29 protein-coding genes are annotated in these 25,421 nt (G+C 42.6%); 12 read left to right on the top strand and 17 right to left on the bottom strand.

Annotated features, from left to right (window positions below; all coding sequences use genetic code 11):
* Positions 1–76: 76 nt before the first annotated feature.
* From AB4513_RS08585 to AB4513_RS08555, 7 genes are all read right to left on the bottom strand, one after another.
* Complete coding sequence (locus AB4513_RS08585; protein WP_017099728.1) at positions 77–2,125, bottom strand: response regulator; 2,049 nt, start codon at positions 2,123–2,125, stop codon at positions 77–79.
* Positions 2,126–2,396: 271 nt separating this feature from the next.
* Complete coding sequence (locus AB4513_RS08580) at positions 2,397–3,212, bottom strand: TauD/TfdA family dioxygenase (RefSeq protein ID WP_102258545.1); 816 nt, start codon at positions 3,210–3,212, stop codon at positions 2,397–2,399.
* A 248-nt stretch (positions 3,213–3,460) separates the two neighbouring features.
* On the bottom strand, positions 3,461–4,036 hold the full coding sequence (locus AB4513_RS08575) for a hypothetical protein (protein ID WP_102258546.1): 576 nt from the start codon (positions 4,034–4,036) through the stop codon (positions 3,461–3,463).
* Between the two features lie 24 nt (positions 4,037–4,060).
* Positions 4,061–5,248 (bottom strand): carboxylesterase, encoded by a 1,188-nt coding sequence (locus AB4513_RS08570; protein WP_102258547.1) that lies wholly within the window; start codon positions 5,246–5,248, stop codon positions 4,061–4,063.
* Between the two features lie 19 nt (positions 5,249–5,267).
* A complete protein-coding gene (locus AB4513_RS08565; protein ID WP_102258548.1) occupies positions 5,268–6,485 on the bottom strand; it encodes a multidrug effflux MFS transporter in 1,218 nt (405 codons plus the stop codon).
* A gap of 163 nt (positions 6,486–6,648) precedes the next feature.
* Positions 6,649–7,668 carry an MBL fold metallo-hydrolase gene (locus tag AB4513_RS08560; RefSeq protein ID WP_102258549.1) on the bottom strand — a complete coding sequence of 340 codons (1,020 nt, stop codon included), beginning with the start codon at positions 7,666–7,668 and terminating at the stop codon, positions 6,649–6,651.
* Positions 7,669–7,670: 2 nt separating this feature from the next.
* The gene (locus AB4513_RS08555) at positions 7,671–8,597 is read right to left on the bottom strand and encodes an SDR family NAD(P)-dependent oxidoreductase (protein ID WP_102258550.1); all 927 of its coding nucleotides are present in this window, start codon (positions 8,595–8,597) and stop codon (positions 7,671–7,673) included.
* 256 nt (positions 8,598–8,853) lie between these two features.
* Between AB4513_RS08555 and AB4513_RS08550 the strand changes: the two genes are divergently transcribed.
* From AB4513_RS08550 to AB4513_RS08540, 3 genes are all read left to right on the top strand, one after another.
* Positions 8,854–9,429: a TetR family transcriptional regulator gene (locus AB4513_RS08550; protein ID WP_102258551.1), complete on the top strand. Its 576-nt coding sequence runs from the start codon at positions 8,854–8,856 to the stop codon at positions 9,427–9,429.
* A 47-nt stretch (positions 9,430–9,476) separates the two neighbouring features.
* Entirely contained in the window at positions 9,477–9,830 is a 354-nt protein-coding gene (locus tag AB4513_RS08545; protein WP_240797204.1) for a DUF5329 family protein, read from the top strand.
* Between the two features lie 438 nt (positions 9,831–10,268).
* The gene (locus tag AB4513_RS08540; protein ID WP_102258552.1) at positions 10,269–10,670 is read left to right on the top strand and encodes an ACT domain-containing protein; all 402 of its coding nucleotides are present in this window, start codon (positions 10,269–10,271) and stop codon (positions 10,668–10,670) included.
* Positions 10,671–10,776: 106 nt separating this feature from the next.
* Here the strand turns inward: AB4513_RS08540 and AB4513_RS08535 are convergent, their stop codons facing one another.
* From AB4513_RS08535 to AB4513_RS08525, 3 genes are all read right to left on the bottom strand, one after another.
* Positions 10,777–12,663, bottom strand: coding sequence for a methyl-accepting chemotaxis protein (locus AB4513_RS08535; protein ID WP_102258553.1), 1,887 nt, complete (start codon positions 12,661–12,663; stop codon positions 10,777–10,779).
* 477 nt (positions 12,664–13,140) lie between these two features.
* Positions 13,141–13,284, bottom strand: a complete 144-nt coding sequence (locus AB4513_RS08530; protein WP_009846961.1) for a hypothetical protein — start codon at positions 13,282–13,284, stop codon at positions 13,141–13,143.
* Positions 13,285–13,360: 76 nt separating this feature from the next.
* On the bottom strand, positions 13,361–13,876 hold the full coding sequence (locus tag AB4513_RS08525; protein ID WP_102258554.1) for a cytochrome c: 516 nt from the start codon (positions 13,874–13,876) through the stop codon (positions 13,361–13,363).
* A 168-nt stretch (positions 13,877–14,044) separates the two neighbouring features.
* Here AB4513_RS08525 and AB4513_RS08520 point away from each other — a divergent pair, with 168 nt between their 5' ends.
* Entirely contained in the window at positions 14,045–14,668 is a 624-nt protein-coding gene (locus AB4513_RS08520) for a cytochrome b/b6 domain-containing protein (RefSeq protein WP_102258555.1), read from the top strand.
* Between the two features lie 86 nt (positions 14,669–14,754).
* Here AB4513_RS08520 and AB4513_RS08515 read toward each other — a convergent pair whose 3' ends face one another.
* Positions 14,755–15,471 (bottom strand): DUF1826 domain-containing protein, encoded by a 717-nt coding sequence (locus AB4513_RS08515; RefSeq protein ID WP_102258556.1) that lies wholly within the window; start codon positions 15,469–15,471, stop codon positions 14,755–14,757.
* Between the two features lie 435 nt (positions 15,472–15,906).
* Between AB4513_RS08515 and AB4513_RS08510 the strand changes: the two genes are divergently transcribed.
* From AB4513_RS08510 to AB4513_RS08495, 4 genes are all read left to right on the top strand, one after another.
* Positions 15,907–16,602 (top strand): VC0807 family protein, encoded by a 696-nt coding sequence (locus AB4513_RS08510; RefSeq protein ID WP_017096977.1) that lies wholly within the window; start codon positions 15,907–15,909, stop codon positions 16,600–16,602.
* Between the two features lie 392 nt (positions 16,603–16,994).
* On the top strand, positions 16,995–17,270 hold the full coding sequence (locus AB4513_RS08505) for an HU family DNA-binding protein (RefSeq protein ID WP_102258557.1): 276 nt from the start codon (positions 16,995–16,997) through the stop codon (positions 17,268–17,270).
* A 26-nt stretch (positions 17,271–17,296) separates the two neighbouring features.
* On the top strand, positions 17,297–17,440 hold the full coding sequence (locus AB4513_RS08500) for a hypothetical protein (RefSeq protein ID WP_009846967.1): 144 nt from the start codon (positions 17,297–17,299) through the stop codon (positions 17,438–17,440).
* 317 nt (positions 17,441–17,757) lie between these two features.
* Positions 17,758–17,961 (top strand): hypothetical protein, encoded by a 204-nt coding sequence (locus AB4513_RS08495; protein WP_012604160.1) that lies wholly within the window; start codon positions 17,758–17,760, stop codon positions 17,959–17,961.
* Here AB4513_RS08495 and AB4513_RS08490 read toward each other — a convergent pair.
* Positions 17,942–18,433, bottom strand: coding sequence for a PaaI family thioesterase (locus AB4513_RS08490; RefSeq protein WP_102258558.1), 492 nt, complete (start codon positions 18,431–18,433; stop codon positions 17,942–17,944). The genes AB4513_RS08495 and AB4513_RS08490 overlap by 20 nt on opposite strands.
* Before the next feature lie 35 nt (positions 18,434–18,468).
* Here AB4513_RS08490 and AB4513_RS08485 point away from each other — a divergent pair, with 35 nt between their 5' ends.
* On the top strand, positions 18,469–18,747 hold the full coding sequence (locus AB4513_RS08485; RefSeq protein ID WP_004734814.1) for a DUF134 domain-containing protein: 279 nt from the start codon (positions 18,469–18,471) through the stop codon (positions 18,745–18,747).
* A 52-nt stretch (positions 18,748–18,799) separates the two neighbouring features.
* Here AB4513_RS08485 and nqrM read toward each other — a convergent pair whose 3' ends face one another.
* The 4 genes from nqrM to AB4513_RS08465 all read right to left on the bottom strand — a co-directional run bounded on the left by nqrM (position 18,800) and on the right by AB4513_RS08465 (position 21,775).
* A complete protein-coding gene (gene nqrM, locus AB4513_RS08480; protein WP_012604162.1) occupies positions 18,800–18,997 on the bottom strand; it encodes a (Na+)-NQR maturation NqrM in 198 nt (65 codons plus the stop codon).
* Positions 18,994–19,440: a NifB/NifX family molybdenum-iron cluster-binding protein gene (locus tag AB4513_RS08475; RefSeq protein ID WP_102258559.1), complete on the bottom strand. Its 447-nt coding sequence runs from the start codon at positions 19,438–19,440 to the stop codon at positions 18,994–18,996. Before AB4513_RS08475 ends, nqrM begins: the two co-directional genes overlap by 4 nt.
* A gap of 279 nt (positions 19,441–19,719) precedes the next feature.
* Positions 19,720–21,117 (bottom strand): HAMP domain-containing sensor histidine kinase, encoded by a 1,398-nt coding sequence (locus tag AB4513_RS08470; protein ID WP_102258560.1) that lies wholly within the window; start codon positions 21,115–21,117, stop codon positions 19,720–19,722.
* Positions 21,101–21,775, bottom strand: coding sequence for a response regulator transcription factor (locus AB4513_RS08465; protein WP_009846974.1), 675 nt, complete (start codon positions 21,773–21,775; stop codon positions 21,101–21,103). Before AB4513_RS08465 ends, AB4513_RS08470 begins: the two co-directional genes overlap by 17 nt.
* 244 nt (positions 21,776–22,019) lie before the next feature.
* On the opposite strand from AB4513_RS08465, the gene AB4513_RS08460 reads away from it, so the two are divergent.
* Both AB4513_RS08460 and AB4513_RS08455 read left to right on the top strand, forming a co-directional pair.
* Complete coding sequence (locus AB4513_RS08460) at positions 22,020–22,517, top strand: heme-binding protein (RefSeq protein ID WP_102258562.1); 498 nt, start codon at positions 22,020–22,022, stop codon at positions 22,515–22,517.
* A gap of 483 nt (positions 22,518–23,000) precedes the next feature.
* Entirely contained in the window at positions 23,001–23,522 is a 522-nt protein-coding gene (locus AB4513_RS08455) for a YcxB family protein (RefSeq protein WP_102258563.1), read from the top strand.
* Between the two features lie 343 nt (positions 23,523–23,865).
* Here the strand turns inward: AB4513_RS08455 and AB4513_RS08450 are convergent, their stop codons facing one another.
* Positions 23,866–24,255, bottom strand: coding sequence for a DOPA 4,5-dioxygenase family protein (locus AB4513_RS08450; RefSeq protein ID WP_102258564.1), 390 nt, complete (start codon positions 24,253–24,255; stop codon positions 23,866–23,868).
* A 193-nt stretch (positions 24,256–24,448) separates the two neighbouring features.
* On the opposite strand from AB4513_RS08450, the gene AB4513_RS08445 reads away from it, so the two are divergent.
* Positions 24,449–25,291: a LysR family transcriptional regulator gene (locus AB4513_RS08445; protein WP_102258565.1), complete on the top strand. Its 843-nt coding sequence runs from the start codon at positions 24,449–24,451 to the stop codon at positions 25,289–25,291.
* The last annotated feature ends 130 nt before the right edge of the window (positions 25,292–25,421 follow it).

The raw sequence follows: 25,421 nt of genomic DNA, 5'->3' as shown, positions 1-25,421 counted from the left end.
TTGTGTTCATCTATTCATCTATTCATCTATTCATCTATTCATCTAGTTCAGCTGGATAACCGGACGGTACAACAAATCAAATCCAGTGTGCAATTTTATCGAACAGTCGGGTTTTATCTGCTGGCTTCACAATAAAATCTGACATGCCTGACGATTCCATTTTTTCCAATGTCACTGGGGAACTGTCGCCTGTGTGAGCAATAATCGGCACTGTAGAGTATTCTTTGGCAGCACTGCGGATTCGACGAGAAGCTTCAATACCATCCATAATTGGCATTTCGATATCCATCAGAATCAAATCAACATCCTCGGTATCCAAAGCATCTAACGCTTGTTGGCCATCTTCTTTCTGTACAACGTCAAAGCCCTGTTTTTCCAACAACATTGCGGTAAAACGGCGCAAAGATTCGTTGTCATCGACCACCATTATCGTACGTTTATTAGTCGCCTCTAGTGGTTTCACAGCAACCGATGGCAACACGTAATTAGAATCGAAAAGTAAGCGCTCGATGGTGGCTTTGGTATTCAGTAGCCAAACTTGTGTTTCCACCCAAATCGGTTCAAAAGCAACGTTACGAACACGCTTAATGGGGTGATGCTCATACAAATAGATGATTCTCGCTTCAGTGAACGATAGCAAAGATTCAATTCTATCGAGGTAATTGGCTCTTAAATCTAAGCTCTCCATATCAACGAAAATCAAGTCGAACTCAAATTGATATTCCTTATTTTTAAGTGCTGATACAACGTCTAATACGGTGAGGTCAAACCCCATAAAACGTGATGTCTCAGTAATTTTATCAGAGAGTACTTTCTGGTCACTCACAATCAACACTGTCTTTAGCTTAGTGAGCTCACTCTTAATTTCGTTCACAGAGTGAGAAGTCAAAGATGGAAAAGTCATCGTGAACTGCGTCCACTGTTCCACCTCAGACTTACACTTAATCTCTCCACCAAACGACCGCATTACCTTCTGACAAAATGGCAAACCTAAGCCGTAGTTACCTGATTGGCCGGTGGTGTAAAAATCCTGGAAGATACGTCGAATGACATCGTTTGAAATACCAGCTCCGTTATCGGTAACCATGATTTGATTGGTCACGTCATCACTACACATGGTGACATGAATATGAAAATCTTCGGGGCTGCGATGATGGAATGCGTTCTTGAACAAGTTATACATCACGTACTTCAACAAGGTATCACTACCCAAGAAGTCAAAGTTGCTTTGTACATCTAAAGAGATCGCTGATTTATCAGCTGAGCGCTTATAGTTAAAGCTATCTATCGCCCCTTCCACCACCGCTTGAGCTGAATGTTTCTTGAACGTAGAACGAGATACTCGGTTTTCATCAATTGAAGTCAATAGCAGATCAATCGTCTCGTTACCTGAGTGAATAATCTCCATCGCTTCATCACCCACTTCACGTAACTGTATAACTTCTTCATTACTCAAAGCGTATTGCCCTTGGTGGCCACCACTTTTCGGATTCGGCAATATGGACTGCATAACATCAATAGATGTCAGTAAACCACTTAGTGGGTTTCTCATCTCATGCGCGATACCGGCTCCAAAAGATTTCGCCAATGACACCTTATTCTCATGTTCCACCTGATTACGGAAGTAAAATAAGTTACCGAACAAATAGATAAATAAGAAGATTGGCACATGCGTCCAATCCATTGTGAGCTCTAAGTAGAAGCCTTGTGCCACCCATGCACACAAGGTAGCAATCCCTATCCCGGCGAAGGTTTGTGCAAACATCACTCGAGTGACGTGAACTAATAGAATATGGAGGAAAATAGCCGACATGAAAGACATAACCCATACGTTGGACCAGTTATTCATCAGCAGCATGTAAAAGAAAAAACACGGTAAGCAGAGGGTAATAGCGACTTGATAATAAGCCGGAAGGTACTTTCGCCAATCAAATGGAATACGATTACGAACAACAATCCCAAGGAACAATACCGAGCAAAACAGACGCACGGCTAAATTTTCATAGGGTTGCGGAAACAAGAATTCCCATACAATGTAGTAAGCAGGGAAACCGACAAAGCCCATCCAACCCACAAGGGTTAGGTTAGGTTCTGCGTACTGATAAACTTTACGAATCGCGTTCATACAAATACTTTATTTACTAAGCCCTAACGTTTACAAAGTCTAAAATTTGATGTTGGTTCTTATGTTTTCCGCTGAGTATATTACACATCACCTCAGAGCAGTGAGCTTTCAATCAAATATGTATCAACGCTTTTGATTTTATTATGACTTAGATGAATAAAGTCTCGGTTTCATACTTTAACTCAGACAACATCCCTAAGTGATTCAGATTTATACGCTCACGCCTACACCAATAACGCGCCTTAGCAAGTGCTGCGCCTCTTCGTTTGCATTATGTCACTGTAACGCGATGCATCTTTCTTGGAGTATCGCCGTAATCAATCACCGCGTAATGTTGCGTGACCCTATTGTCCCAAATAGCCATTGATCCCCTGTCCCATTTGAAGCGGACTTGAAACTCAGGGCGTCGTGCAATTTCAAACAGTTGGTTAAGTAAAATATCACTCTCTTGTCGGTCAAGTTCGTTGATATAACGGGTAAACTGCTCATTGATATAAAGTGTTTCTTTACCGGTTTCCGGATGGCTCTGAACAACAGGATGGATTACAGGTGGATTTTTCTGCGCGGTTTTAAGTAGTGATTTGTGCCAATCAAGCTCTATCTGATCTGGCTCAACTCCCTCGAAAGCCACCAGCGAATGAGTCGCAGACAACCCTCTCAGTTTTGCTTTCATGTCTTCATCTAATGACTCGAAAACCGCCGTCATCGAACACCAAATCGTATCCCCACCGGTGCTTGGAATATGTTGAGCATGCAACAAAGAAGCTTTCGATGGCACTTTGCGCCAGGTTAGATCCGTATGCCAATAGCTTTCCATGGGTGCATTACCACGGGTTGTTTCGATGACACTCACCTGAGGTGCGCTTTCGACGCGAGGAAAGAAGGGATGCGCAAGCTCGAGCTGTCCAAATCGCTCTGCAATCATCAAGTGTTGTTCTGGTGAGAGTACTTGATCACCTAGGAAGATTACTTGATGGGTAATCAGCGCCTGATAAACCTCATCGAGCTCAGTCACACTGCATGTGGCGAGATCGACTCCATGGATTCGCGCACCGATATGAGGGGTAACTTGTTCTATTTTCAACATACTTTCGCTTATTGATGATGTGACATTTCAGAGTCAATTTGGATACTGACTAGTAAACCGGACAAATACGCCATTTCTTTCAATCCTACTCGCTATAAAAGCAAAAAGCAGTTTTCCGATTAATATCAATGATCTTGTCTCGCCTAAAACATTAAAGCCTCAGTCTTCAAGCTGTTGAGAACAGCGTCAATACTGAGGCTTTGAGTTCGTTTAATTTCTATCTTTTAGCTGCTTACTTAAGATATCGACTAACGAGTCGTTGGTTTAACCATTTGCCATTGAGATAACGCTTTGTCGGCAACATTGCACTCCTGCATATACAAGCTTCTCCAACGGTGCGCCGCACTGTAGGTCACTTTAGATACATCGCCTGCAGTAATACAAAGGTTAGAACCCACCAACTGAACCTGTTTGTCCTCTGTAAACTCAAACGTTTGGAACTGAGTGGCTTTCAAAAATGGTTCGTCGATGTGGCAGCGTTTTAACATCAGCGAATTGTAAGGTAACGAATTATTATTAACGCCCATAACCGTGACACATGCCTCGAAAGCCGGAAAGAACAATGCCCCGTCATCTCTATGGGTCACCGCCTCATCAGCGTACAAGCCTTCTTTGCAATTGTGCGTCAATAACGGCAAATCGAATCTTACATAGTCACCACTTCCAGCAACATCAATACAATAGCCGTCTTCCCTGTCTAACAGATCAACCAACTTTAAGTGTAAGCCCGTTTCCTTCCAATCTGCGTTTACTGGGACAGCAAACAACAGCGATAGCAACGATATCAGCCCCAATGGTAATGCAGGGGATGGTTTTTGATACATTTTAGTGTCCTTCTAATGTCGCCTTTATAAGGCAGTGATAGATTTGGCGTAATCCAACATTTCGTCAAAATATGGGTTGTAGGTTAACCTTGCATGAACCTTCCCTTCTTCCTTGTATCCCCAAGCGGAATACCATGGTTCATCACTATTTAAACAAGCTTCATAATCAAGAGGATCGGTACTGTTACGACACATTGGGAATTTACCATTAGCGCCATAATAGAAATTATCTTCACGGTATAACAAACTCATGTGAGAGAAGTTACTGATGCGTTTTGACGGCACACGACTGTCGAAATGGACAACGCGTTTATCTAGCGTATCTGGTTTATCTCCAAACCAAATAAATCGGCTGTTTGCATTGGTAAACTGCGTTTCAAACAGTTTAAGGACTTCAGTAACATTAACGACACTGTCATCTTGAGTGACGGCTAAAAATGCTGGCCTGTCGAATGGTTTTCTTTTTAGAGATTTTTGAACCTCGTAGCTAGTCCAGTAATACTGCGCAAAGCCATTCAAAGGTACGCTATTGTATTTCATTAGATTGTTGTGATTTTGCGGATCGCCTTGGAACACCCAATCCACAAATAGAGCGCCAGCAGGTGCAAGGAAATCAATATCACTGTCAGATTTAAACGCGGGAGAAAACAGATACAGAGCCTCTATGCTTGGGTCGCTATTCGCATAATCCGTCACCAAATTCGCGCCAGTAGAGAACCCAGATAAAGAAACCTCCAGCCCCTCTTTCTGCATAATTTCAACTTGATTTTTAACCGTATTTTCCCAATCAGATATACTTATCGGCACTAAATCGGCCGGGCGACTGCCATGTCCCGGAAGCAACACACTACGTACTAAGTAACCGTCATCAGCGAACTCTTTAGCAACATCGACAAAAGACCATGGAGAGTCACCTAAGCCATGCACAAAAATAATGCCTTTTTTCACCGAATTTGCTTGGTTTGGCATGATTTCAAAAGGGGTATTATACGAAAGCTCCGCTGCATGATCGTCTTGCAAAAACACACGATTCTCTTCCAGCCAAGCTTGAATGGTTTGTTGATATTCGGAAAACGAATCAAACTGTTGCACTGGAAATGCACTTGCGGAGGTGTCATAGAGCGGATGATCATACTCCTGCTCGCTGCTAATACAGCCAATCAGCAATAAAGCACACACAATTAAAATAAGAGGCTTAAACCTAAATTTCATAAAAAACGACCTTTTGTACCTAGTTTGACATGAAAGATGTTGATGAGTTGTTCTGCTTATTACTGGGGTTCCGAGACCATGCCAGCCACAATAGGCCGCTGATCACACCTATAGACAATTGGATCACACCAAGGTTTTTAATCAAAGAGTCAGACTCGACAGAAACCAACATCATCCCCATCGCGCCACAAATCATTGACGTAAATTGAATGATTGCAACGGCAGAACCAGTGTCCTTGTCTTGTTGTTCAAGCATTAGGTTAGTACCAGGCACTCGCGTTGTGATGGTGGCTAACGTAGCTAATCCGATTAATGGGGCGAACAACCAAGCCGAAGCTTCACCAAGGCTAAAAGTCAGTACTCCACACAAAATCAGAAGCATGAAGCAGAAAGAAATAATTCGTTTTGCAGGCCAATATTGAGTAATTTTGATGTAAGCCCGAGGTCCAAATGAGGCAAATAGAGCATTTAGCGCGAAGATATAACTAAACTCTTGCTCGCTAAAATTAAAGTGCTCAACATAGATGTAAGGACCCGCAGCCACAAATGCCATCATCGACATTGGAGTAAGCGAAAATACTGCCAGTAACAACAGAAACCGTGGATTCTTGAGTACTACTCCCAGCCGTCCCCAAGATCTCACTACAGATCCGCTATAACGAGATACCAACGTTTCTGTCAGACAGAGTGAAAGCACAATCGATAAAAGGCCAAAGACACCAAGCGCAACAAAAATCATCTGCCAAGTGGCAACCTTAAGTAATAATGCCCCTATTACTGGCGCCACCATAGGTGCAATAACCACCAGCGACATAATGGTCGCCATTATCTTCTCTCGTTCTCTCCCATCGTAAAGATCTTTGATAATTGCCACAGCGACAACCGTGACGGCACTACCACCAAACGCTTGAACAATTCGGAAGCCAATCAATTGTTCTATGCTGCCTGAGTTGGCACATAAGAAACTGGCAACAACGTAAATACCTGCCCCGATTAACAAAATTGGCTTGCGACCAAACTTCTCACTGAGGGGCCCCCAAAATAACAGCCCGAAAGCATAAACAACGAAGTAGCTGCTCAGCGTAAAGTTAACCATTGACTGAGTCGTGCCTAACGCTGCCACCATATTAGGAAGAGCTGGTAAATAAAGGTCGGTTGTTAAAGGAGGAAACGCGCTGATCATCACCAAAAAGATCAACGTACCCGTATTGCCGAGTATGGGTTGTTTGTTTTTCATTACATCACCAAATAACGGACCTGACGCTACAGGTCAACATTATGAAATATCAAAACATCCATGTCTTTGAGGGCTCAAACACTCTATTTAGCGTTTAAAGCGATCTGAGATAAAAATTGATTTGAAATTAAAAAGGAGCTTGTGGTTAAAAAGAGCTGAGCATCTAAAAGTTAGTCGGTTGACCCACTTCAAGCGTAATAAACTCAGAAGCTGGAACTTGAGCTGCCTTCTTCGCAACGTCAAGCAACTCAACAGGTTCCAGGCGAGGCTCCGCCGTCATTTGAAATGTCCCATAATGCATACCAATCGACTGTTTTGAATTAAGATCTTGATGAGCTTGCACTGCCTCAAAGGGGTCAAGGTGTACTGGCTTGAAGATTTCTCTTGGTGCATACGCGCCAATAGGAATAAAGGCAATATCGACAGGTCCAAACTTCTCATAAGCGTATTTGTAGTGATTGGCATAACCGCTATCGCCACCAAAATAGATTTTTTGGTCGCCAATATGCATTAAAAACCCTCCCCATAGCGTTGAGTTTCTATCGAAGGGAGTACGACCTGAATTATGTTGAACTTCTAAAAACCAAAGCTTAAAGATGTCATTAACCTGAACACTCTCTCCCCAATCTAGCTCGGTGGTGTTAGCGCTTGAAGGGAGACGTTTCGCCACTCCAAGCCCCACATAGATTTTCGGGTTATCTCGTTTAATGAGGAACGCCAAAGAGTCCAAATCCAAATGGTCATAATGATCATGGCTTATCACCACCACATCAATTGATGGTAAGTTGGCTAACGCGATCCCTGGTTGGTGCACCCTTTTGGGACCAGCGAAAGAAATCGGACTCGCTCTTTCTGAAAACACAGGATCGGTCAGTACATTCACTCCTTGGGTTTGAATTAAAAAGGTCGCATGATTTACCAACGTAATACGAACTTTATCTCCTAGCTCCCTAGCAGCAGGCATTTTATCCTCATTCGTTTCAACAGTGTCTGGCCAATTCGCTTGTTCAACGTCAGAAGTTAAGCCAGCCCAGACAATCTGCCAAAACGTCAGTGTTTTGATATCGGTATTATTTTCAAACTGACCATTTTTGAAATTAGGTGACGCTTTTCTGGTGTCCATCTTGCTCTCTGCACAGGCGTTAATTAAAAGGGTGAGGCTCACTATCCAAAGAAATTTCATTTCTATTTTCCTGTTGGCTTAACTTCGCACGCTTGCAGGTAAGGAGCGGTAATCGATTCAAGTTGGTCCCACAGCTTACTAGAACCAGATGTATCGCAACCAGGATCACTCTCCGGTAAATCAACCAAACCAAATACATTGTGCCAATAGCTTCCTCTTGGAAGATCTTGTGTCGCACCAATCAAAGAGGAGTGGGAACCTTGCTCTTCCGACACCAGTTGTTTAGTACGAAGCCATGCTAGAAACCCTTTCTTACTTCCAGCGAAGCCACTGGCAACCACACCGGGATGAACCGCAATTGGGTGGATATTTGGGTAACGCTTTGATAACTCGCGTACTTGCCATAAATTCCCCAGCTTGCTTCGTGAATAAGTGCTGGATGTGCCGTCAAAAGGAATATCAGCCGAACACTCATTTTCCATAATGTAAATATCTCCACTAGTCATAACCAGACGAGCATCGTCAACCAACATTTTTTTCTGCATAAGAAGCCGATAAAGAATGTGATGACCTAAAACATTGACTGAAAACGTTTTTTCATAACCGGAAGGCGATATTTCAGCCTTTTTAGACACTAGCCCCGCGTTACAAATGACCATGTCGAATGGCGTATCCCCTAGTTGTTTTACAGCAGTGACAATACTCTTAGGATCCGCAAGATCCATATAGATTGACTCGGCATGAAGAATGTCATCCGTCGCATCCGATAAGCCTCTCGCTAACGACGTCACCGTCGCACCTTGAGCAAGTAAAGAACGAGTAATGAACTCGCCAATACCAGCGGTTCCCCCCGTTACAAGTACCCTTTTCCCATCAAGCCTTTGCAACTCAGGACATGAATGATGTTTTCTTTTCTGTCCAATAATGGCCGATAACACTCGGCGATGCCTACCCTTCGGGGGAGGACTTGCAATAAAACTTAGCGACATAGTGATGCTCCGGAAGGCTCAATAATAATAAATGACAATTTACAATAAATGTCATTTATTATATTGTCAACGCACCAATTTGATTTAAGAGCACAATAACTTTTGTGCAAAACGGCAATACTTTTGTATTAAACGACGACCTCGTTTGACTGAGTAGGCGGTAATCGATAGCATCAGACTAATACTGTCGTTATCGAAAGTTCTTATTTTCAAAGCCTTAAATAAGGGTTTAGACACAATTTATTGGTAGTGAATAATGCTTACTAAAGAAAAAATATTAGATGCATCTGAAATCGTTTTACGTAAGTTCGGTCCTAGAAAAACGACCGTTGTTGACGTAGCTCGAGCCCTTGATGTGAGTCACGGAACGGTATACCGACACTTTGCAACTAAAGCAGAACTGCATGAAGCCATAACATTAAGATGGCTGGATCGTGTCACCGCACCATTAACTGAGATCACAAATAGACCGGAAAGCGCATCACTAAGGCTTCGAGAGTGGTTTGAGGCGTTAACGGCCATTAAAAGAAGAATTTTTATTGGTGAGCCTGAGTTGTTTGAATCATATTCATCACTAACACAACAAACACCCGAGCACGTAAAATCAAAACACATCAATCATCTGTTGCAGCAAGTTGAGTCGATTTTGAATGATGGCGTTAGAGAAGGTGTCTTTGAAATTAAGGATTGTACTATCACTGCACGCTGCTTCTTTTTTGGTACCGTGCGTTACCACCACCCACTTCATTCACCAGAATGGAAGAGCGACACCATTGAACAAGAATTTACACAGCTTTTTTCTTTGTTAGAAAAAGCCATCTATAAACACTGATTCCTAATCGTTTTTTGAAATAGCCGATTAGATGGGAGAGGATGATTATGAAGCGTACACTGTTTCTATGTGGGTTAATGGCTAGCCAATTACTATCGCTGAATCTCGCATTCGCCTCTCCTCAACAAGAGATTGACCATCTGCTTACCTTTGTTGAATCAACGCAGTGCAAATATGAGCGAAATGGTACAATCCACACCGGGCCAGAAGCGGCCGCACATATAAAAAAGAAAGCTGATTATTACGCCGACGAGATTGAGTCTGCTGAAGATTTCATCGCGTATTCAGCAACAAAAAGTATGTTGAGTGGGCGCCATTACCAAGTTCACTGTGAAGGCAAAACATCGGTTAGTAGTGAAGTTTGGCTAAAATCCGAACTTGATGACTTTCGGTCTCGCTAACTTTTTAGCTTACTTACTCTCTAATGTTCAGCCCTGCTAACTTACTGCCCTGCTAAATAGTAAACAACAAAGTGCCAAACAAAAAAAGAGCCCCTAAGCTGGAGCTCTTTTCGTTTTTTGATACTTCCTGTATCCATAGACAAGTCCAATCTGTAGTACTTTCACTGAAAGCCAGATCATCGATATCTCCAGTTGTGTATCAACTTAAATGTAACACAATCTCCAGGCTTTTCTAAAACACAACAGAGATAATGAGTTTAGTCCCACTCCATCTCACCACTCAGCACTTGTTCGATGTCATCAAGATGGAAGGAATCTCGACATTAACGATACTGATGTGGAATAAGTATTATTAATTTTACTTATGCAGAACTAAATTCTATCTTGGCTGCATGATCCAACACCATAAACAAACGCGATTACGCAGGGAAAAAGACGATGACCGCCATTACCGATTTGAACATTCTGCTAAAGTCCATGTCACCGGAGCTCATTGAAGGTGATTATGTTTTTTGTACTGTAGACGGGGGATTGGGAGATTATGTTCAACTCGAACCAATCGCGACCTTTCGTGAAAAGGAAAGTTTAACACTGGTTCTTGAAGAAGGCGTTGCGACCAAAGCTCAGTTAGACTTCGACGGTGTATTTAGCCTGATAACTTTATCGGTCCACTCGAGTCTTGAAGCGGTTGGATTAACAGCCGCTTTTGCCACCAAGCTAGGTTCATACGGCATTAGCGCCAACGTAATTGCTGGTTATTACCATGACCATATCTTCGTTCAGAAAGAGAAAGCAGAAGCTGCAATGAGTGCGCTGAAAGAGTTTTCAGAAACTGATTAATAAATAATTTGATTACTCACAAATACAAAAAAAGCGACGTAATTTACGTCGCTTTGACTTATTGCTTAACAATCACGCACTGATCAGGCATCAGTGAGTGACACAGTTAAGCAAGCTTAAAAGTCGCCACTTTGTCGCTTAAACCAGCGGCTTGACTCTTAAGTTCGTTCGACTCAGTTAAGCTATCCTGCGCGCCCACAACTAAGTGGTCGGTAACATCTTTAATGGTCGTAATGTTCTGAGTAATTTCACCCGTCACGTGCGTTTGCTCTTCTGCTGCGGTAGCAATTTGAGTCGCCATATCACTAATCAAAGCCACCGCTGTGTTGATCTCTTCTAGCGCATGTGAAGCTCGGTCGGCATCTTCGACGGAATGTATTGCCAGTTTCGAGCTGCTCTCCATAAGATCAACCGCTTGAGCCGTTGTGCGTTGTAAAACATCAATCGTTGACTTTATCTCTTCTGTTGAAGAGTGAGTTCGTTGAGAAAGCACACGTACTTCATCTGCAACTACAGCAAAACCACGACCTTGTTCACCAGCACGCGCCGCTTCAATCGCAGCATTCAAAGCAAGCAAGTTAGTTTGCTCTGCAATACCTTGAATCGTAGCAAGTACCGTCGAAATCTCTTGAGCATGCTTGTTTAGCTCACTGATCACATTACCTGCTTCATTCACTTCATTGGCAAGGTTATTGATAGAACCTTTGGTATCGACAACCAGGGCGTGACCGCTATTAGTGCTTGTCGCAGAGTCTTGTGCCGCTTTTGCGGTTTGCTCAGCATGCGATGCAATCTCTTGCGTTGCACTCGCCATTTCCGTTACAGCCGTCGCCACCATGGTGATCTCTTGCTGTTGATGATTAAGCTCATCCACCGAACGATTCGCTCGCTGAGTACTTTTCTCTGACTGGCTGTTAAGCTGCTCTGATTGCCCACGAATATGACCAATCAACTGCTGTAAACTTCCTACAAAAGTGTTGAAGTTCTGTGCTAGTTCTCCTACTTCATCTTGGTTCTCAACATGAATACGCTGAGTTAAATCACCACTACCATTAGCGATCTGCGCCAATGCTTGAGACACATGGTTCAACGGACGGAACAGAATAGTACACAGCAGGTTAAACAATATGGTACATACAATCACAACCAACAGTGTCACCAACACTTGACCGATCACCGCATCAAATAACGGTGCAACCAAAGAGTCATGATTAACAACACTGATAGTAATCAGGCTTGTACCATCAATCGCACGTGCGTACAGAACATAGTCGCTGCCATTTAACTCGATAGCCGTGTCTTTACCGCTAGTCAGTGCCTTCTGTACATCAGAAAAATCTAGCCCTAGCGAGCTAATGTTCTCATTCAGCAACTTTGTATCAGCGTGCGTGTAAACCGTGCCTTTGTTGGTCGCGATAAACATGTAGCCTTCGCCTGGAAGAATCACTTTTTCAAGGCTGTTTAGAATGTCGGTAATTTCTACATCAGCACCTAAAACGACCTGCTGGCCATGCAGTTGCATTGCAGTACCCAACGACACAACGTTCGCCCCAGTTGCCGCGGCAACCGTTGGGTTATCCATGAACACCTTACTTGGGTTCGAAACCGCATTGGTGTACCAACCCCATACGCGTGGATCATCATTGCCCGGTGGCAACACTACGCCATTCGCATTTTTTTGCGAGCCATCAGGGAACGCTAAGAACACATTATCAAACGAGCCTGAATCACGAACCTGCTTCAGGTGAGTGACCAAGCTTTCTTGTTGTGACTCCTTCGAAAGTGAAGTAAGCGCACGCTCTTTGGATAAGATCCAATCCGATACATATTGATTGTAAGAAGCTGACGCACCTTCTAAGCGCTGTTCAACTTCAATATCCAACCGTTGCAATGAAGCACGAAAAGACAATACCTCGACCAAAATCCCCCCCAGGATAATGGCCATGCTAGCAGAGATCGCCAGCTTATTTTTAAGCGAGAGTTTCTTGAACATAGGAAACCTATAATTTGGAAGTAAAAACCGCGGTGACAAATTTGTCACCAACACAGTTTGCAAGCACCATTTATTTTACGCTTTAAAATAAATTAATAAACCATCCAAGGTTAATATCAGCAATATATGTGAGTAGGGGCACGCATAGCGAGACATTCACCAAGTAAATTATTGATTGCATGAGAAATTATACCGAACAGCCTGTTGTAGGGTAATTAAGTTAAATACGCTCAACATAGCGTTGTTAACTAGACGAAAAATAGAAAAGGACCCAACACATAACGTTCAGCCCTTTATTTCTCGTCATTTAAACCCAACGGCATTCTTATTTCCATCAGATCAATATTTATATTCGATTACTTAGATTTCACCGAAGTTGGGGTTAGTTAATGATCGCTTTAATTACTTTACTAACTATTAGTTTTGTCAGCTATTGTATTTTCACTTACCCAATACTAACTCAACAACCAACGACTACTAGTTGTTCGTCACAGAAAGTTTGTAGCCCAAATGTTGAACATTCACATCAGCGTAGCCTAGAGCAACGGCATAGTCTGCTGCGTTTGTTAAAGCAGAAAACATGATTGAAACGGCTAGTGTTATAAACATACTCATTTTCATATTTTGTTCCTTTTTGGCTAAATAGTTTTAACTGGTTAAATGGGGTTAGTTAGTTAATTGAGCGGACTGAATGTTATTACCAACGTGAGCGATATGAACGATGGCAACTTTTGCAAGTCGCCTGCGCTGCTTCTAATCCTGATTCCGCCAGTGATACATCACCTTGTTGGCTACCTTGATAGAGTTCTTGGAACCCTTGATTCATTTGACTTAGTAGTCGTTCGAATTTTTCAGGCTCACTCCACACACTCTCTTTAGCTTTACTTCCCTCTTGGCTGCCCACCGGAAATGACGTCAGTAACAATTCGCTATGAGCTGTTAACTCTAAACTCGTTTCTTCTAATACCTGCCAACTCGTATCGTTGCCATCTAATAAGTCTTTGGCTTGCTCAATCAAGGTTTCAACTTGTGTAAATGCGTATTGGCGCTGTTCAATTTGGTTCGAATGATCTTGTGATGCCCAAGCGTGGGTACTAAGTAAAACGGTTGTAGTGCACAGTAGGCTCACCAATCTCTTGTGAATCATTCTCTTGTTCATATTGATCTCTCCTCGCTTCATATAGCTTTTGTTGTCTGGTTTCGATACAGACATCGATGATTCGTTTCGGTGTTCCGTTTTGCTCTGATGTCTGTGTTTCTTTGATGCCTGTGTTTCCTTGATAAAGTCAATTTACACAGCAATAGTTGCAATTGCAACTATTGCTGTGTAAATTACTATAAAGCGAACAGAGATTAAATAAACAAAAGAGAGAGTGAAACTATGAAGATTTGGGATCTATCAACTCGCCTATACCATTGGACGCAAGCGGCGCTTTTCATGGGGTTAATGGCATCGGGCATTTCAGGTAATGGACCCCACGTTCAACTTGGGCTAGCACTTATGACATTAATCGTTTGGCGATTGGTCTGGGGTTGGGTGGGTAGCGAAACGAGCCGGTTCAGACAGTTTTTACGATCACCTAAGTCAGTAGTTCGTTATTTATTAGGAAAAGAAAAAGAAAAGCCAGGCCATAATCCTGCTGGCGGTTGGATGGTTGTTACACTGTTATCAGCTTTAACTATTCAGTGTGTTTCTGGTTTAGCCTTAGCAGGGCTTCTTGATCACTTACCCTATGCAAATATCTGGTTGAATGACTCCGTATTTTCACTATTAGAAAACATTCACCTCACTATGATAAAAGTACTTCCAACTCTGATTGCGGTACACGTCCTTGCCGTTTTGTTCTATAAATTACGCTCAAAACCATTAACTTGGGCAATGGTCACTGGCTTCCAAACAAAAATCGAACTTAATGGCAGTGTTGCGTTTGTTTCTCAATGGCGTGCGTTAGGCGTACTAGCTTTAGCGGCGCTGCTCATCATTATGCTGACAGTGTTGGCGTAAATTAATAGGTTTGACGAGTATAAAACCGGATGTACAAAAGGGGTAAGCCGACGACTTCTAAAAATCGTCTCGCGAATAGAGCGCGACTAACCAAAATCTAACGTCAGCAACAATCGCGTCTCGTTAAATGAAGTTACGGGTGAGCAATGCACCAGACCCGCGTTTTCGTTGCCACTCCATCGCTCCCCTTTAAGCAATGCCACATCACCACTCGAAAGTTGCTCGATATCCGACTCATGACTGTACAAGCCTGACTCTGAATCTGGCTTTCCGTTACTCCCTCTTCCTAGCTTCGTACGGTCGACCAAGTCGTTTGGCAGCCATTGAGTGGCAACACCATGATAGGTAGTCACTAAACGGCAAGGGACTTGGTCAACATGGAAGCGTGGACACATCGCTTTATTCAGAACCGCTAAACGGAGCCCTACTTCTTCAAGATCAAACAAACAACAGAACATATCCACCAGCTCTACCATGTTTTCTAGTAGTGCTTTAGATGCGGTTTCGTCGGTAGCAAACTCCAATTTCTCATAGGCGTTGTCTGGAGACAGGCTCATAGATTTACTGAAGTTTGGATTCAAGGCGATAAATTCACTGATTGCCATTGTTAAATCTTCATCAAATGTACGCTGCCAAATCGCAATATTGACATTGCTTTGATAGATGTCTGCCAGCACCGTTGGCTGCTCAGAAGCGCTATAGCATGGAGCATGATTCGCATGAACCTTGATACTTGCAGCAGAACCAATGTTAAGTGGCTGATTATTATCGGTTGTCACAGGTTTCGTTAACACGGCATTCATTACGTCATCTCCTTGATACATGCTTGTTGTTTTCCTCTTACCGATACGAACGTTATTCTCAGTAAGAGTGATATTTTAGTTATGTTATAACATAACTAAAATATCACAAGCAACTTGCCGTACATGTTTCCAATTATATGGATATGCCTTTGCAGCCTTAGGTAACTTGATGAATGTGGATCACTGCAGAAAAACGCGAAAGCTTAGCTATGGCGTTCATATAAATTGACTCACCAAACAACTGCTTTCACATCATAAGCCCCAAGTTGGTCGAGAACTCAGACACGAAAGTGTTGAATTACGCGTTCTATAAGTTCAGAGATGTCGTTGATGTCACATGTCGTTACACAGCATGACGTCTTAAGGCTTTACATCTTGAGCGAGGTAAACAACAATCCCTGAGAATAAATCCATAACATAATGTATTTAGAAATTATGAGCAGCACAGAAAACAAAAAATCGAGTCCTCTTTTCGAAGTCGTATTTAACGTCTTTCTTCCTTCATTCATCTTAATGAAGTTCAGTGGAGAGGAACACCTAGGAACTGGCTTAGCACTACTTGTCGCGCTTGCCTTCCCTATTGCTTACGGTGGTATGGAGTTAGTCCGCAACAAGAAGTTTAACTTCATCGCGGCACTTGGCTTTGTCAGCGTATTATTAACCGGCGGTATCGGCTTCTTCGAACTTGATACTCGTTGGTTAGCATTAAAAGAAGCATTAATACCCGGCCTAATTGGTTTAGCGGTTCTTGGCTCAACCTTCACTCGCTACCCGTTTATCCAAAAAGTTATCTTCACGCCTGCACTGTTAAACATATCTCTAATCGAAGAGCGTTTAAGAGAGTTTGGTAACCAAGCAGAGTTTAATCGTTGCCTAATGAAGTCAAACTACCTATTCGCTAGTACCTTCGCATTTTCTTCTGCGATGAACTACTTTCTAGCGACTTGGATTGTGACTAGCCCAGCAGGTACTGCAGCTTTTAATGAAGAATTGGGTAAGTTGACACTTTACAGCTACCCGGCCATCGCTATACCAAGTATGTTGATGATGTTAGGTATCTTCTACTACATTTGGCGCCAAGTTCGCTCGATGACTTCGCTAAAAACGGAACAGATCTTTATTACTAAATAATTTTCGTTGCGTTAGCTCCGAGTACAAAACCGCTTCAAATACTCGATTGCTTTAAAAAACAGATTGCTTCAAAAAAGCATGAGCCCAGCACACACGCTGGGCTTTTTTGTCTGTTCTACATACAGCAAAATATTAACTTTCAATTGATATCATGAATTAATTTAAACAAAACGATGTTCATTTTCATGACTCACTGTCCATAACTGGCCGAAAACAAGTAATAGTCAATGATTTGCATTGAATGAGGCGTGATATGTTTTTATAATCAACTTCGTTTGTTACTTTACAAAGTTCAATCCTAGCAATGACATAACTTCAGTTCATATTGGTCATATTTAACCAATAGTTTGCAAAAACCAAACGCCAGACGAACTCGACAAGGAATTTAAAACATGAACAAATCTCAATTAGTTGAACACATCGCAACTTCTGCTGACATCTCAAAAGAGCAAGCAGGCACAGCACTCAATGCACTCGTTGAAGGCATCTCGACTACGCTTGCTAATGGCGACGATGTATCTATCCTTGGATTTGGTAGCTTTAAAGTGAATAGCCGCGCTGCTCGCACTGGTCGCAATCCAAGAACTGGAGAAGAGATTCAAATCTCAGCGTCAAAAACACCAGCATTTAAAGCAGGTAAAGTACTAAAAGAGACATGCAACCTGTAAGATAGAAAATACAAGGAAGGTTACCGATGACAACTAAGGAAAAAACAAAAACGAGCCGCAGTAAAAAAGCCGGCAAGTCAACCAAAGCGCAAGCAGAAGGGCCTAAGGCTCGTCAACGCATTGAAGAACTTCTCGAAGAGCGTGAATTAGCCAAACTGTTAGAGCTTTAGTTTGTATTCGAGCTGTAATTAAAGATTTACATGATGGTTTGTTGTCATTCAAATGCCACTGCAGATTTGCGGTGGCATTTTAGTTTGAAGAACAAGCCCTAGCGCATCACTCTTCTTCCCCCTTTCAATCCCCTCTTCACTTTTAATCCCCCTCGCTTTCAAAAACGAAACTTTAGCTTACTGGCTTTAAGCTGATATCGCGTTGACGACCAAGCTTGAGAAGCGCATGATTTTATTTCGAGCAGAATAGTTTTTTGGCCGTGTAACCCACCCCATAATTGTTTCTGTGCAACGTACCCTATTGAACGGCAGGTCACATGAATAAAATTGTTATGTTAGTAATGGGGCTGCTTTTTACCAGTCGATTGTTCGCTAGTATTGTGCCGCATGTTAGTCAACTTGAGCATGATGCACCTATTCTACTTCGCTCAGCGTTGATCGTAGGTGTTTCGGCTTATGCCGTCTGGACAGCGTTCAAATACTTCAAAAAGAACAAAGCTTCTAGTTCAGATCAAATCTAGGCGGGGCTGACATGAACTGACTCTTTGCCGACGAACATAACTTCCCACACTGCGTAATTTGGCTTTCGAGGAAATAAAGATTACGTCTGCTTTTCACCCATTGAGCGCAAATTTCGAGTTCCTGACCAATGGCGATTGGATGGTGAAAGCGAGACGACAAACTCACCGTCATTGCAGTGATGTTATTTTGGAACAAACAATGCAACATCGCACTGTCATGTAACGCGGTGACAATGCCACCCTGCATAATGCCATCGTAGCCCTCAGCTTTATCTGTTGGTACAATCTTGGCCCTGGTTTTATATTTAGCTAAAGCTTCACTCTTAATTGAAGCTTCATGATTGGCCAAGGCTTTATGATTGACTAAAGTCTCGCGCTCGCCAACGGCTTCAAAACAAATGGGGCTGTCTGCGAAAAAACCTTGGCTGCACACTTGGCAACGCCGATGGTTGTGTGGAATAAAAACCTTCATACTTACCTTTTAACCTTAAATACCTAGAGATTGATATGGCTCGACCAAAAAAACATCGCCAGTTATGCACCCGAGCGGCTTACTCTTGTTTTAAGCCTAATGGCGTTCCTATGGACGAGCTTCATAAAGAAGAATTGCTATTAGAAGAGTTAGAAGCCTTACGCTTAGCTGATCAAGAAGGATTGAGCCAACTTGAAGCCGCTGAACAAATGCAGGTGTCTCGCCAAACGTTCGGCAACATCATCAAGCGTGCACGAGCCAAAGTCGCCAAGTGCATCGTCAACGGTCACGCGTTGGTGATTCAAAGCGCTTAACTCGCGAACTAGCCCAACGTTAGCTAGCTCAACGACAGTGAATTCTCGATACTTAGCTTGATGGCTCAGAGATCTGATACAACTTTCGGCTTTGCCCTTCACACACATCCTTGCAATTGCATTCGCGCTCAATGTCTAACTGTGCGAGTCCTCCACAACTGCCTTTGATTGGCTTGCGCGAAAAAATCACGCCTATCGCCATCAGTGTAACGACTCCGACAAACCCCAATAGCGTCAACAAAAAGGTCATTTACGGAACCCTCGAATCGCGCCTAGCTGATTAGGCTGTGCCATTAAAATCGAAGCTTGTTTTTTGTGCCCTTTCTCGCCGCACGTTTTATTGCTACACCCGATATTGCGCGACTCGCGACCATAATCGAGGTCGGTTACTTCTTGTAGATTGCTAAAATCCAGAGTGGTAACTTCGGCTTTTCCTTTAGATGTAAAAACGCGAACATCATGATTGAACAAGTGCGACAGCATTTTCTTCCCGATGTGACGAACCACAACAGCTTTCACATCATAAGATTTAACGACGGACATCCATTGCTTCTTCTTATTGCACGGGCTGTCTGACTCAACCAAAGGAATAAGATGCTTTATTTGTTGTTGCTCATCGACAATCGCGATCTGTGGAGAACGGGCAAAATGGTTGCCGACATGAAGGTCACGACAAGGTATTGCGTATAACATAGTAACTTCCTGTTATTGATGATCAGAAGTTCAGCATACGCCCAGTTATTGGCATATGCCAACAACTATCATGTGAAAAATAAGATTTACTGGATCGATAGCTAAGGTCAAAAGCTACAAGCTACAAGCAGCCAATAGGGTTGGCGCAGGTTACTCTACCTCCCGAACCTGTTCATGGAGAACCTCCCTTCCCCAAAACAAGAATGCCCCACTAGTGCGGGGCATTCTTTGTGCGTAAGAGTTGAAATTTCAAAGACGAAGTGACGATATAAATCGTTGTTACAACGAAAGAGTAAAAGTACTTCCCACACCCAATTCAGATTCAACGACTAGCGTTCCTTCTAGATTCTCGACCATGGCAAGCGCTAAAGATAATCCAAGACCATACCCCTCGATATTGCTGCGGCTGCTGTCGACTCGGTAAAGTCGGTCAAAAATCAAGTCCTGATATTTCTGTTCAATGCCCACACCGGTGTCCTGGATACTTATCTCGACCTTACCTTCGGTGCTTTGCTCCGCTTTGACCGTCACTCTTCCTTCGGGCTCGGTGTACTTAATCGCGTTATCAACAAGATTAACCAACACCTGAGTCAACTTATCAGGGTCTGACTGAATCGCAAGACCATCAGCGCTCTCAACCACCAGCTCGATTCGTTTGTCCTCTGCAACATCTTCATACCAGCTCACCACATTGCTAATCACGTCAGAGACCTGAGTCGGCACTTTCTGTGGTATGCGCTTTCCGGTCAGCTCGTCGTTCAACTTCATCAAGGCGGTTAACATATTGCTTGCCTGCATGGCGTGTTCAGAACAATCTGCCAATGCGTCTTTCATCGCTTGTTGGTCGGCGTTATTGAGCAATGCCGTTTGGGAGGCTAACGTAATACGCGACAAAGGAGTTCGAATATCATGAGCGATCGCATCGACGGTCGTATTCAAGGTTGTCGTCACGTGCTGTAACTTGGCAACCGCAGTATGGACACTAGAGCTGATCACGTTGAGCCCTTGCGCTAAATCAGATTCGGCTTCATTTTTAGTGCTAGGAAATTCTAACTGCCCTTTTTTCAGCTTATCGAGCAGGTCGCCAAAGGTCACTAACGGAGACATCGCACTCTGGATGATGTTACGAGTGAATACTGCGGTCACAGCCACGAGAGCAAGCAACGCATATAAGGTCATTAGCCATTGATTGTAGGCGATAAAGTCTCTTGCTCGGTTATCCAAAACCAACCAGAAATCATACTGCTCCCCTTCAATAGGTAACGACATATAGGGACTAAAGATGAAGCTCTCTAGCCATGAACGATTGTCATCAATTTGGTAGTTAGAAAAAGGCTGTGCTGTTGATAAATGTTGAACACCAGCGATAAACACGCCATCAGATGAAGCGCCCTTCTCAAGCTTATACGCCGCAATGTTGTTTTCGAGTAGCCGATGAGGATTCGCCTCTAAAACATGAATCAATCGCTCACTCGAATCGTAAGTCAAAATACGCTGATACTCGGTCGACATAGACGTAAGGATCTTCTTTTCCGTTTGGTAAAGGTCGAAAAAGAAGATCGCCCCAACAATCAGTTCCACCAGCAGCAAGCAGAGCAGTAAAGTCGACATAAAGCGAACCAACAAATGTCTCTGCGTTTTAGCAAGCGCCTGTTCAATACTACGACTTGAGGACATAGCCAACACCTCGAAGTGTGTGAATTAACGGCTTAGAAAAACCCTTATCAACTTTGCTGCGAAGCCTACAAACCAAAACATCGACCACGTTGGTTTGCGGATCAAACTGATGCCCCCAAACATGCTCAAGAATCGCCGTTTTCGACATCACAGCCTCTCGGTTTTCGAGCAGTAATTTCATCAACATAAACTCGCGCTGATTAATGGTGATCGTTTGTTGATCTCTTTGCAGCGTGTGTTTAAGTAGGTCTAAGCTAAGCGGGCCGTAATGCAATTCTAATGGCTGAGTTGTCGGTTGCTTACCTCGACGCACCAAGGTTTGGCAACGAGCCAATAACTCAGGAAATGCAAAAGGTTTTACCAAATAATCATCAGCACCTGACTGTAGCCCTTGCACTCGTTCTTCCACTGAGTGTTTGGCACTTAATATGATGACGGGCGTCGCGTAGCCTTGCCCTCTGAGTTCAGCCAACACTTCAAACCCATCTTTCTTTGGCAACATGATATCGAGAATGATCACGTCATACTCTTCGGTTACGGCCTCGTGTAATCCATCAACACCATCTGTTGCGTGTGTCACCGTTATCCCTTCTTGCTGAAAACCATTCACCAAAAATCTCGCGATATGAATGTCATCTTCAATCAATAGTATTTTCATTAACGTCCGTTTATTTATTTGCCGTGGTCTTAATACACTCTATCAATATCCTTTCTCGAATATAACCAACATTGCAACTTTGTAATGTTCAAGAAAGCCAGTCGTAATCATGCATTCGTTAGTATGAACCAGTTGATTAAAAACACCCTTTCTAAACAAACAAAAAATAGAATTCGGAATTTGAAAAACGAATATTTTTTGAAAACAGATTCTTTTTGAAAACAGATGCTTTAACGGAGTAAACATGAAAACGACAAACCTAACAGTACTAGCAGCAACCCTTGGTTTCCTTAGCCTTTCTCACAATGCAATGGCAGCAGAAACACAAACGGTCTCTTTCACTCAAATATCATCAGAAGCGGCCTTCAAGCTTGCCCATGAAGCCGTTAATCAATGTGAAGCCGATGGCTACAAGGTTTCTGCGACTGTTGTCGACTTGTCGGGCAATGTGATTGCTCAACTACGTTCTGACGGCGCAGGCATCCACACTCTTGATAGCTCACGCAAAAAAGCGTTCACAGTGGCAAGCATGAAGCAGCCGTCAGGTAACCTGATGAAACTCATCGCCGACAAACCTATCATGCAACCCTTGCAGAATATGGACGACAACTTGTTGTTCCTGGCGGGTGGTGTTCCGGTACAACTGAACAATGCCATGATAGGCGCGATTGGTGTGGGTGGCGCTCCAGGTGGCCACTTAGATGTCGCTTGTGCTGAAAAAGCGATTAAGAAGTTTTTCTAAGAAAACCCATTAACAGAAAACTAATTGGCTAGCCCTATTTGATTATACGCTAGCCTCTAAATACCTCGCACTTGCGGGGTAATTTGTTATAAGAACAACATTTCATCTGATAGAAAGTAAGCGGTCTAACATCATTCATTTAATATAGAAACGTATAGAACAGCTGTTACTTTGGGTTAAAATTACAACAACGAAAAAAGAAAAGCCGTGAGTATAGGAAGACTGGGGTCGCCAAGTTGGTGTCGCATGAAGTCGGTATCTAAAGCGCAATACAATGGCTGGAGCAACAAGGTTACTTAAAATAGCTATGAGACATGACAGCTTGTCGCGGGGCGACCACTTAGCTACAGCGTAACAATTTAGCTATCATGCGAGTAAACGCATTCAGTATTATTGATTTACAAAAGAGGATTGAAACCGCTAAGACAAACCAGCGTGAAGCGATATAATGCGCCTCAACAAAGAACTACAAAGTAGCCACACATGCCTAAAGATCCCGGTTTCACCACAGAATACACCCTCGACAAAACGTTTTTCGCAGAGTGTTATGACCAAACTAGCCTTCCGACTCAGTTTCCAAAAGCCTATTTAAAGGCATTTTTGTTTCTTATTTTTGGTTGGGTTCTATTGGAGTTTGAACTGTTACCTAGTGGCTACGTAGGCTGGTTTTTTATCGTTTTGAGTGTGATTGAAGCGTTCAGTGTATATTGCAAGAGAACCTGGTGGTTATGGCGACAAAAAATCAGCTCAGGTGCTGGCAGCAAAGTGGTCTTTTCAGGGGATACTGATGGTGTGAGTTATAAAAACCGTAAAGCCACCAATACTATCGCTTGGCGTGACATCGACCAACTTGAACAAACCGATTTAGGTTTTATCCTTCATATTGGAAAACAGCGCCAATACGTCAGTAAATCTTGTCTAAACGATGAAGCCGTTGCGTTCATGGTTGAGCAACACGAAGCTTCCAAAGCACCCAAAGCACCCAAAGCACCCAAAGCAAATTAGCATCAATAAATGCCTGCCAATTTGGCAGGCATTTTTCTATCATCTTTAATAATTCGTATGGCACAACTAAAAAAGCAGCTGAGAAAAGCTATTATTCTCATAGACACAGTGAAAACTTTTTAGCCATTGTTGATCAATCTTCTCAAGCATTCCCATTAATCCCACCCATTCCAATAAACCCATCCTGTTGGATTATAAAGTCAATTTAACGACTTAATTTCGAACATAATTCCTTCCATTTTGTAGAACATAAATTAAAACGTTTTTTGTATTGGAAAGTACGGCCAATACATTTATGTCTAATGTTTTTCATTGTTTTCATCATCGATACAAATTTGGGGCTTTATAGATTCTCTAGATTTAGGTCTTTGACATCTCCCATCCAAAAAACTCTATCTTTATGATCTAACAAATCATTTCCACTGATGGGGTGAAAAAGTATCGTTAAACCTTTTCGGTTGAACGTCAACCAAGTGACTACGTCACTTAATAAATGTGGTTTAAAGTAAAGCTGACAGCTCCAACAGGGATGAGGGCCAACCAATTTTCGATGCAGTTGGCCTTGTCTGAGATCTGTAATTTCTAATGCTATATCGTTAATTACCCTTTGAGCCGTTTGCTCGGTAAGTTCGTTAAAATAAATATGTGCATGCCAACCTTTTAACCTCGGAGAAGATATTGCTTCTTGGTGATTACCATACGCAATTGGTAATTGGGGAGTAAAACTGGGCATAAAATACCTCTATAAACTGGAATTCTTTATTCACGATTAACTCGAAAATATCGTTCATTCCGGTGAGTCAATCTTTGGTTCTGTTTTATCGAGAAAGAGTATGTTACAACCTATATTATTAATACACTGCATAAGTTGAATGTTACCTATGAATACTTTCGATTACTCTACGTTGGATGGACGACTACTTCGCATGTTTATTAGCGTTTACGAACACCAATCAGTAACAAAGGCAGCGGATAGTATGGGGGTTACTCAATCAACAGTTAGCCATGGGCTTAACCAACTGCGCAAAATAGTAAAAGATGAATTGTTTGTCACTTCAGGAAGAGGCATCGCGCCTACGCCAAAGGCGGGAGAACTTATTGAAAAGGCCAGAGAAATCGTAATATCGATGCAAGCTTTCGCAAGCTCACAACAATACAACCCACTAATAGATGATAAAGTTTTTTCCATCGCAGCTAACGACTATGAAATAGAAACCGTTATAAAACCTATGTTTCATGATTTTCAGAAAGCAGCGCCGATGAGCTCGTTGCACATAGCTCCAGCCAGAACTCAACTTCAGTGGGCTTCATTACTTCGGTCTGGCGATGTAGATTTTGTTTTGTCACCAGAACTAACGAGTAACGAGTCGGATTTAATTCAAACTAAGTTGTTTTCTGACCAAGAGGTCTGTTTTTTCAATCCTCAAAAGCAAACACCGCCAACAACGATAGAGCAATATTGCTCCAAACCTCACGCCATCATGTCTTTTGAGCATTCTCACCAAACCGAGATAGACACAATACTTAAAAAACGAGGCGTGAAGAGAAAAATCGTGGCTAGTGCGCCTAGTTTTGGGGCGATAGCGTCTTTAATTAAAGATACAAATATCATAGTGACTATGCCTTCTCGCTTGTCAGAAACGTTATTTAGAGACTTTAAGCAGGTCCCCTTACCTTTTGAGCTTCCTCACTTCAATATTGTTAAAGTCTGGCACAATAGAAATAAGCAGTCAGAGCGTCATTCTTGGCTTAAAAATCGATTACAGTGAGTATTATTTGGGATTGATACTCTTAGTTTTTTGGCTGTATGTTAAAAAAGACCGACCATGGTATGAGGTTTCTGTTTTTTGAAACCAAGTAAACGCCTGTGTATTGAACCCATCTATTCATCTATTCATC

This window comes from Vibrio sp. 10N.222.54.E6, assembly GCF_041473955.1.
GTDB classification, from domain to species: Bacteria; Pseudomonadota; Gammaproteobacteria; order Enterobacterales; family Vibrionaceae; genus Vibrio; species Vibrio tasmaniensis_A.
This window is presented reverse-complemented; position numbering and strand designations above follow the sequence as displayed.

Coding starts and splice junctions, on each gene's coding strand:
- AB4513_RS08510 (WP_017096977.1), top strand. CDS start 15,907: ATGAGCAGCACAGAAAACAAAAAATCGAGTCCTCTTTTCGAAGTCGTA.
- AB4513_RS08475 (WP_102258559.1), bottom strand. CDS start 19,440: ATGTTATACGCAATACCTTGTCGTGACCTTCATGTCGGCAACCATTTT.
- AB4513_RS08505 (WP_102258557.1), top strand. CDS start 16,995: ATGAACAAATCTCAATTAGTTGAACACATCGCAACTTCTGCTGACATC.
- AB4513_RS08470 (WP_102258560.1), bottom strand. CDS start 21,117: ATGTCCTCAAGTCGTAGTATTGAACAGGCGCTTGCTAAAACGCAGAGA.
- AB4513_RS08570 (WP_102258547.1), bottom strand. CDS start 5,248: ATGAAATTTAGGTTTAAGCCTCTTATTTTAATTGTGTGTGCTTTATTG.
- AB4513_RS08545 (WP_240797204.1), top strand. CDS start 9,477: ATGAAGCGTACACTGTTTCTATGTGGGTTAATGGCTAGCCAATTACTA.
- AB4513_RS08520 (WP_102258555.1), top strand. CDS start 14,045: ATGAAGATTTGGGATCTATCAACTCGCCTATACCATTGGACGCAAGCG.
- AB4513_RS08500 (WP_009846967.1), top strand. CDS start 17,297: ATGACAACTAAGGAAAAAACAAAAACGAGCCGCAGTAAAAAAGCCGGC.
- AB4513_RS08490 (WP_102258558.1), bottom strand. CDS start 18,433: ATGAAGGTTTTTATTCCACACAACCATCGGCGTTGCCAAGTGTGCAGC.
- AB4513_RS08580 (WP_102258545.1), bottom strand. CDS start 3,212: ATGTTGAAAATAGAACAAGTTACCCCTCATATCGGTGCGCGAATCCAT.
- AB4513_RS08530 (WP_009846961.1), bottom strand. CDS start 13,284: ATGAAAATGAGTATGTTTATAACACTAGCCGTTTCAATCATGTTTTCT.
- nqrM (WP_012604162.1), bottom strand. CDS start 18,997: ATGACCTTTTTGTTGACGCTATTGGGGTTTGTCGGAGTCGTTACACTG.
- AB4513_RS08555 (WP_102258550.1), bottom strand. CDS start 8,597: ATGTCGCTAAGTTTTATTGCAAGTCCTCCCCCGAAGGGTAGGCATCGC.
- AB4513_RS08540 (WP_102258552.1), top strand. CDS start 10,269: ATGACCGCCATTACCGATTTGAACATTCTGCTAAAGTCCATGTCACCG.
- AB4513_RS08575 (WP_102258546.1), bottom strand. CDS start 4,036: ATGTATCAAAAACCATCCCCTGCATTACCATTGGGGCTGATATCGTTG.
- AB4513_RS08445 (WP_102258565.1), top strand. CDS start 24,449: ATGTTTATTAGCGTTTACGAACACCAATCAGTAACAAAGGCAGCGGAT.
- AB4513_RS08565 (WP_102258548.1), bottom strand. CDS start 6,485: ATGAAAAACAAACAACCCATACTCGGCAATACGGGTACGTTGATCTTT.
- AB4513_RS08485 (WP_004734814.1), top strand. CDS start 18,469: ATGGCTCGACCAAAAAAACATCGCCAGTTATGCACCCGAGCGGCTTAC.
- AB4513_RS08495 (WP_012604160.1), top strand. CDS start 17,758: ATGAATAAAATTGTTATGTTAGTAATGGGGCTGCTTTTTACCAGTCGA.
- AB4513_RS08560 (WP_102258549.1), bottom strand. CDS start 7,668: ATGAAATTTCTTTGGATAGTGAGCCTCACCCTTTTAATTAACGCCTGT.
- AB4513_RS08515 (WP_102258556.1), bottom strand. CDS start 15,471: ATGAATGCCGTGTTAACGAAACCTGTGACAACCGATAATAATCAGCCA.
- AB4513_RS08465 (WP_009846974.1), bottom strand. CDS start 21,775: ATGAAAATACTATTGATTGAAGATGACATTCATATCGCGAGATTTTTG.
- AB4513_RS08460 (WP_102258562.1), top strand. CDS start 22,020: ATGAAAACGACAAACCTAACAGTACTAGCAGCAACCCTTGGTTTCCTT.
- AB4513_RS08535 (WP_102258553.1), bottom strand. CDS start 12,663: ATGTTCAAGAAACTCTCGCTTAAAAATAAGCTGGCGATCTCTGCTAGC.
- AB4513_RS08550 (WP_102258551.1), top strand. CDS start 8,854: ATGCTTACTAAAGAAAAAATATTAGATGCATCTGAAATCGTTTTACGT.
- AB4513_RS08525 (WP_102258554.1), bottom strand. CDS start 13,876: ATGTCTGTATCGAAACCAGACAACAAAAGCTATATGAAGCGAGGAGAG.
- AB4513_RS08450 (WP_102258564.1), bottom strand. CDS start 24,255: ATGCCCAGTTTTACTCCCCAATTACCAATTGCGTATGGTAATCACCAA.
- AB4513_RS08455 (WP_102258563.1), top strand. CDS start 23,001: ATGCCTAAAGATCCCGGTTTCACCACAGAATACACCCTCGACAAAACG.
- AB4513_RS08585 (WP_017099728.1), bottom strand. CDS start 2,125: ATGAACGCGATTCGTAAAGTTTATCAGTACGCAGAACCTAACCTAACC.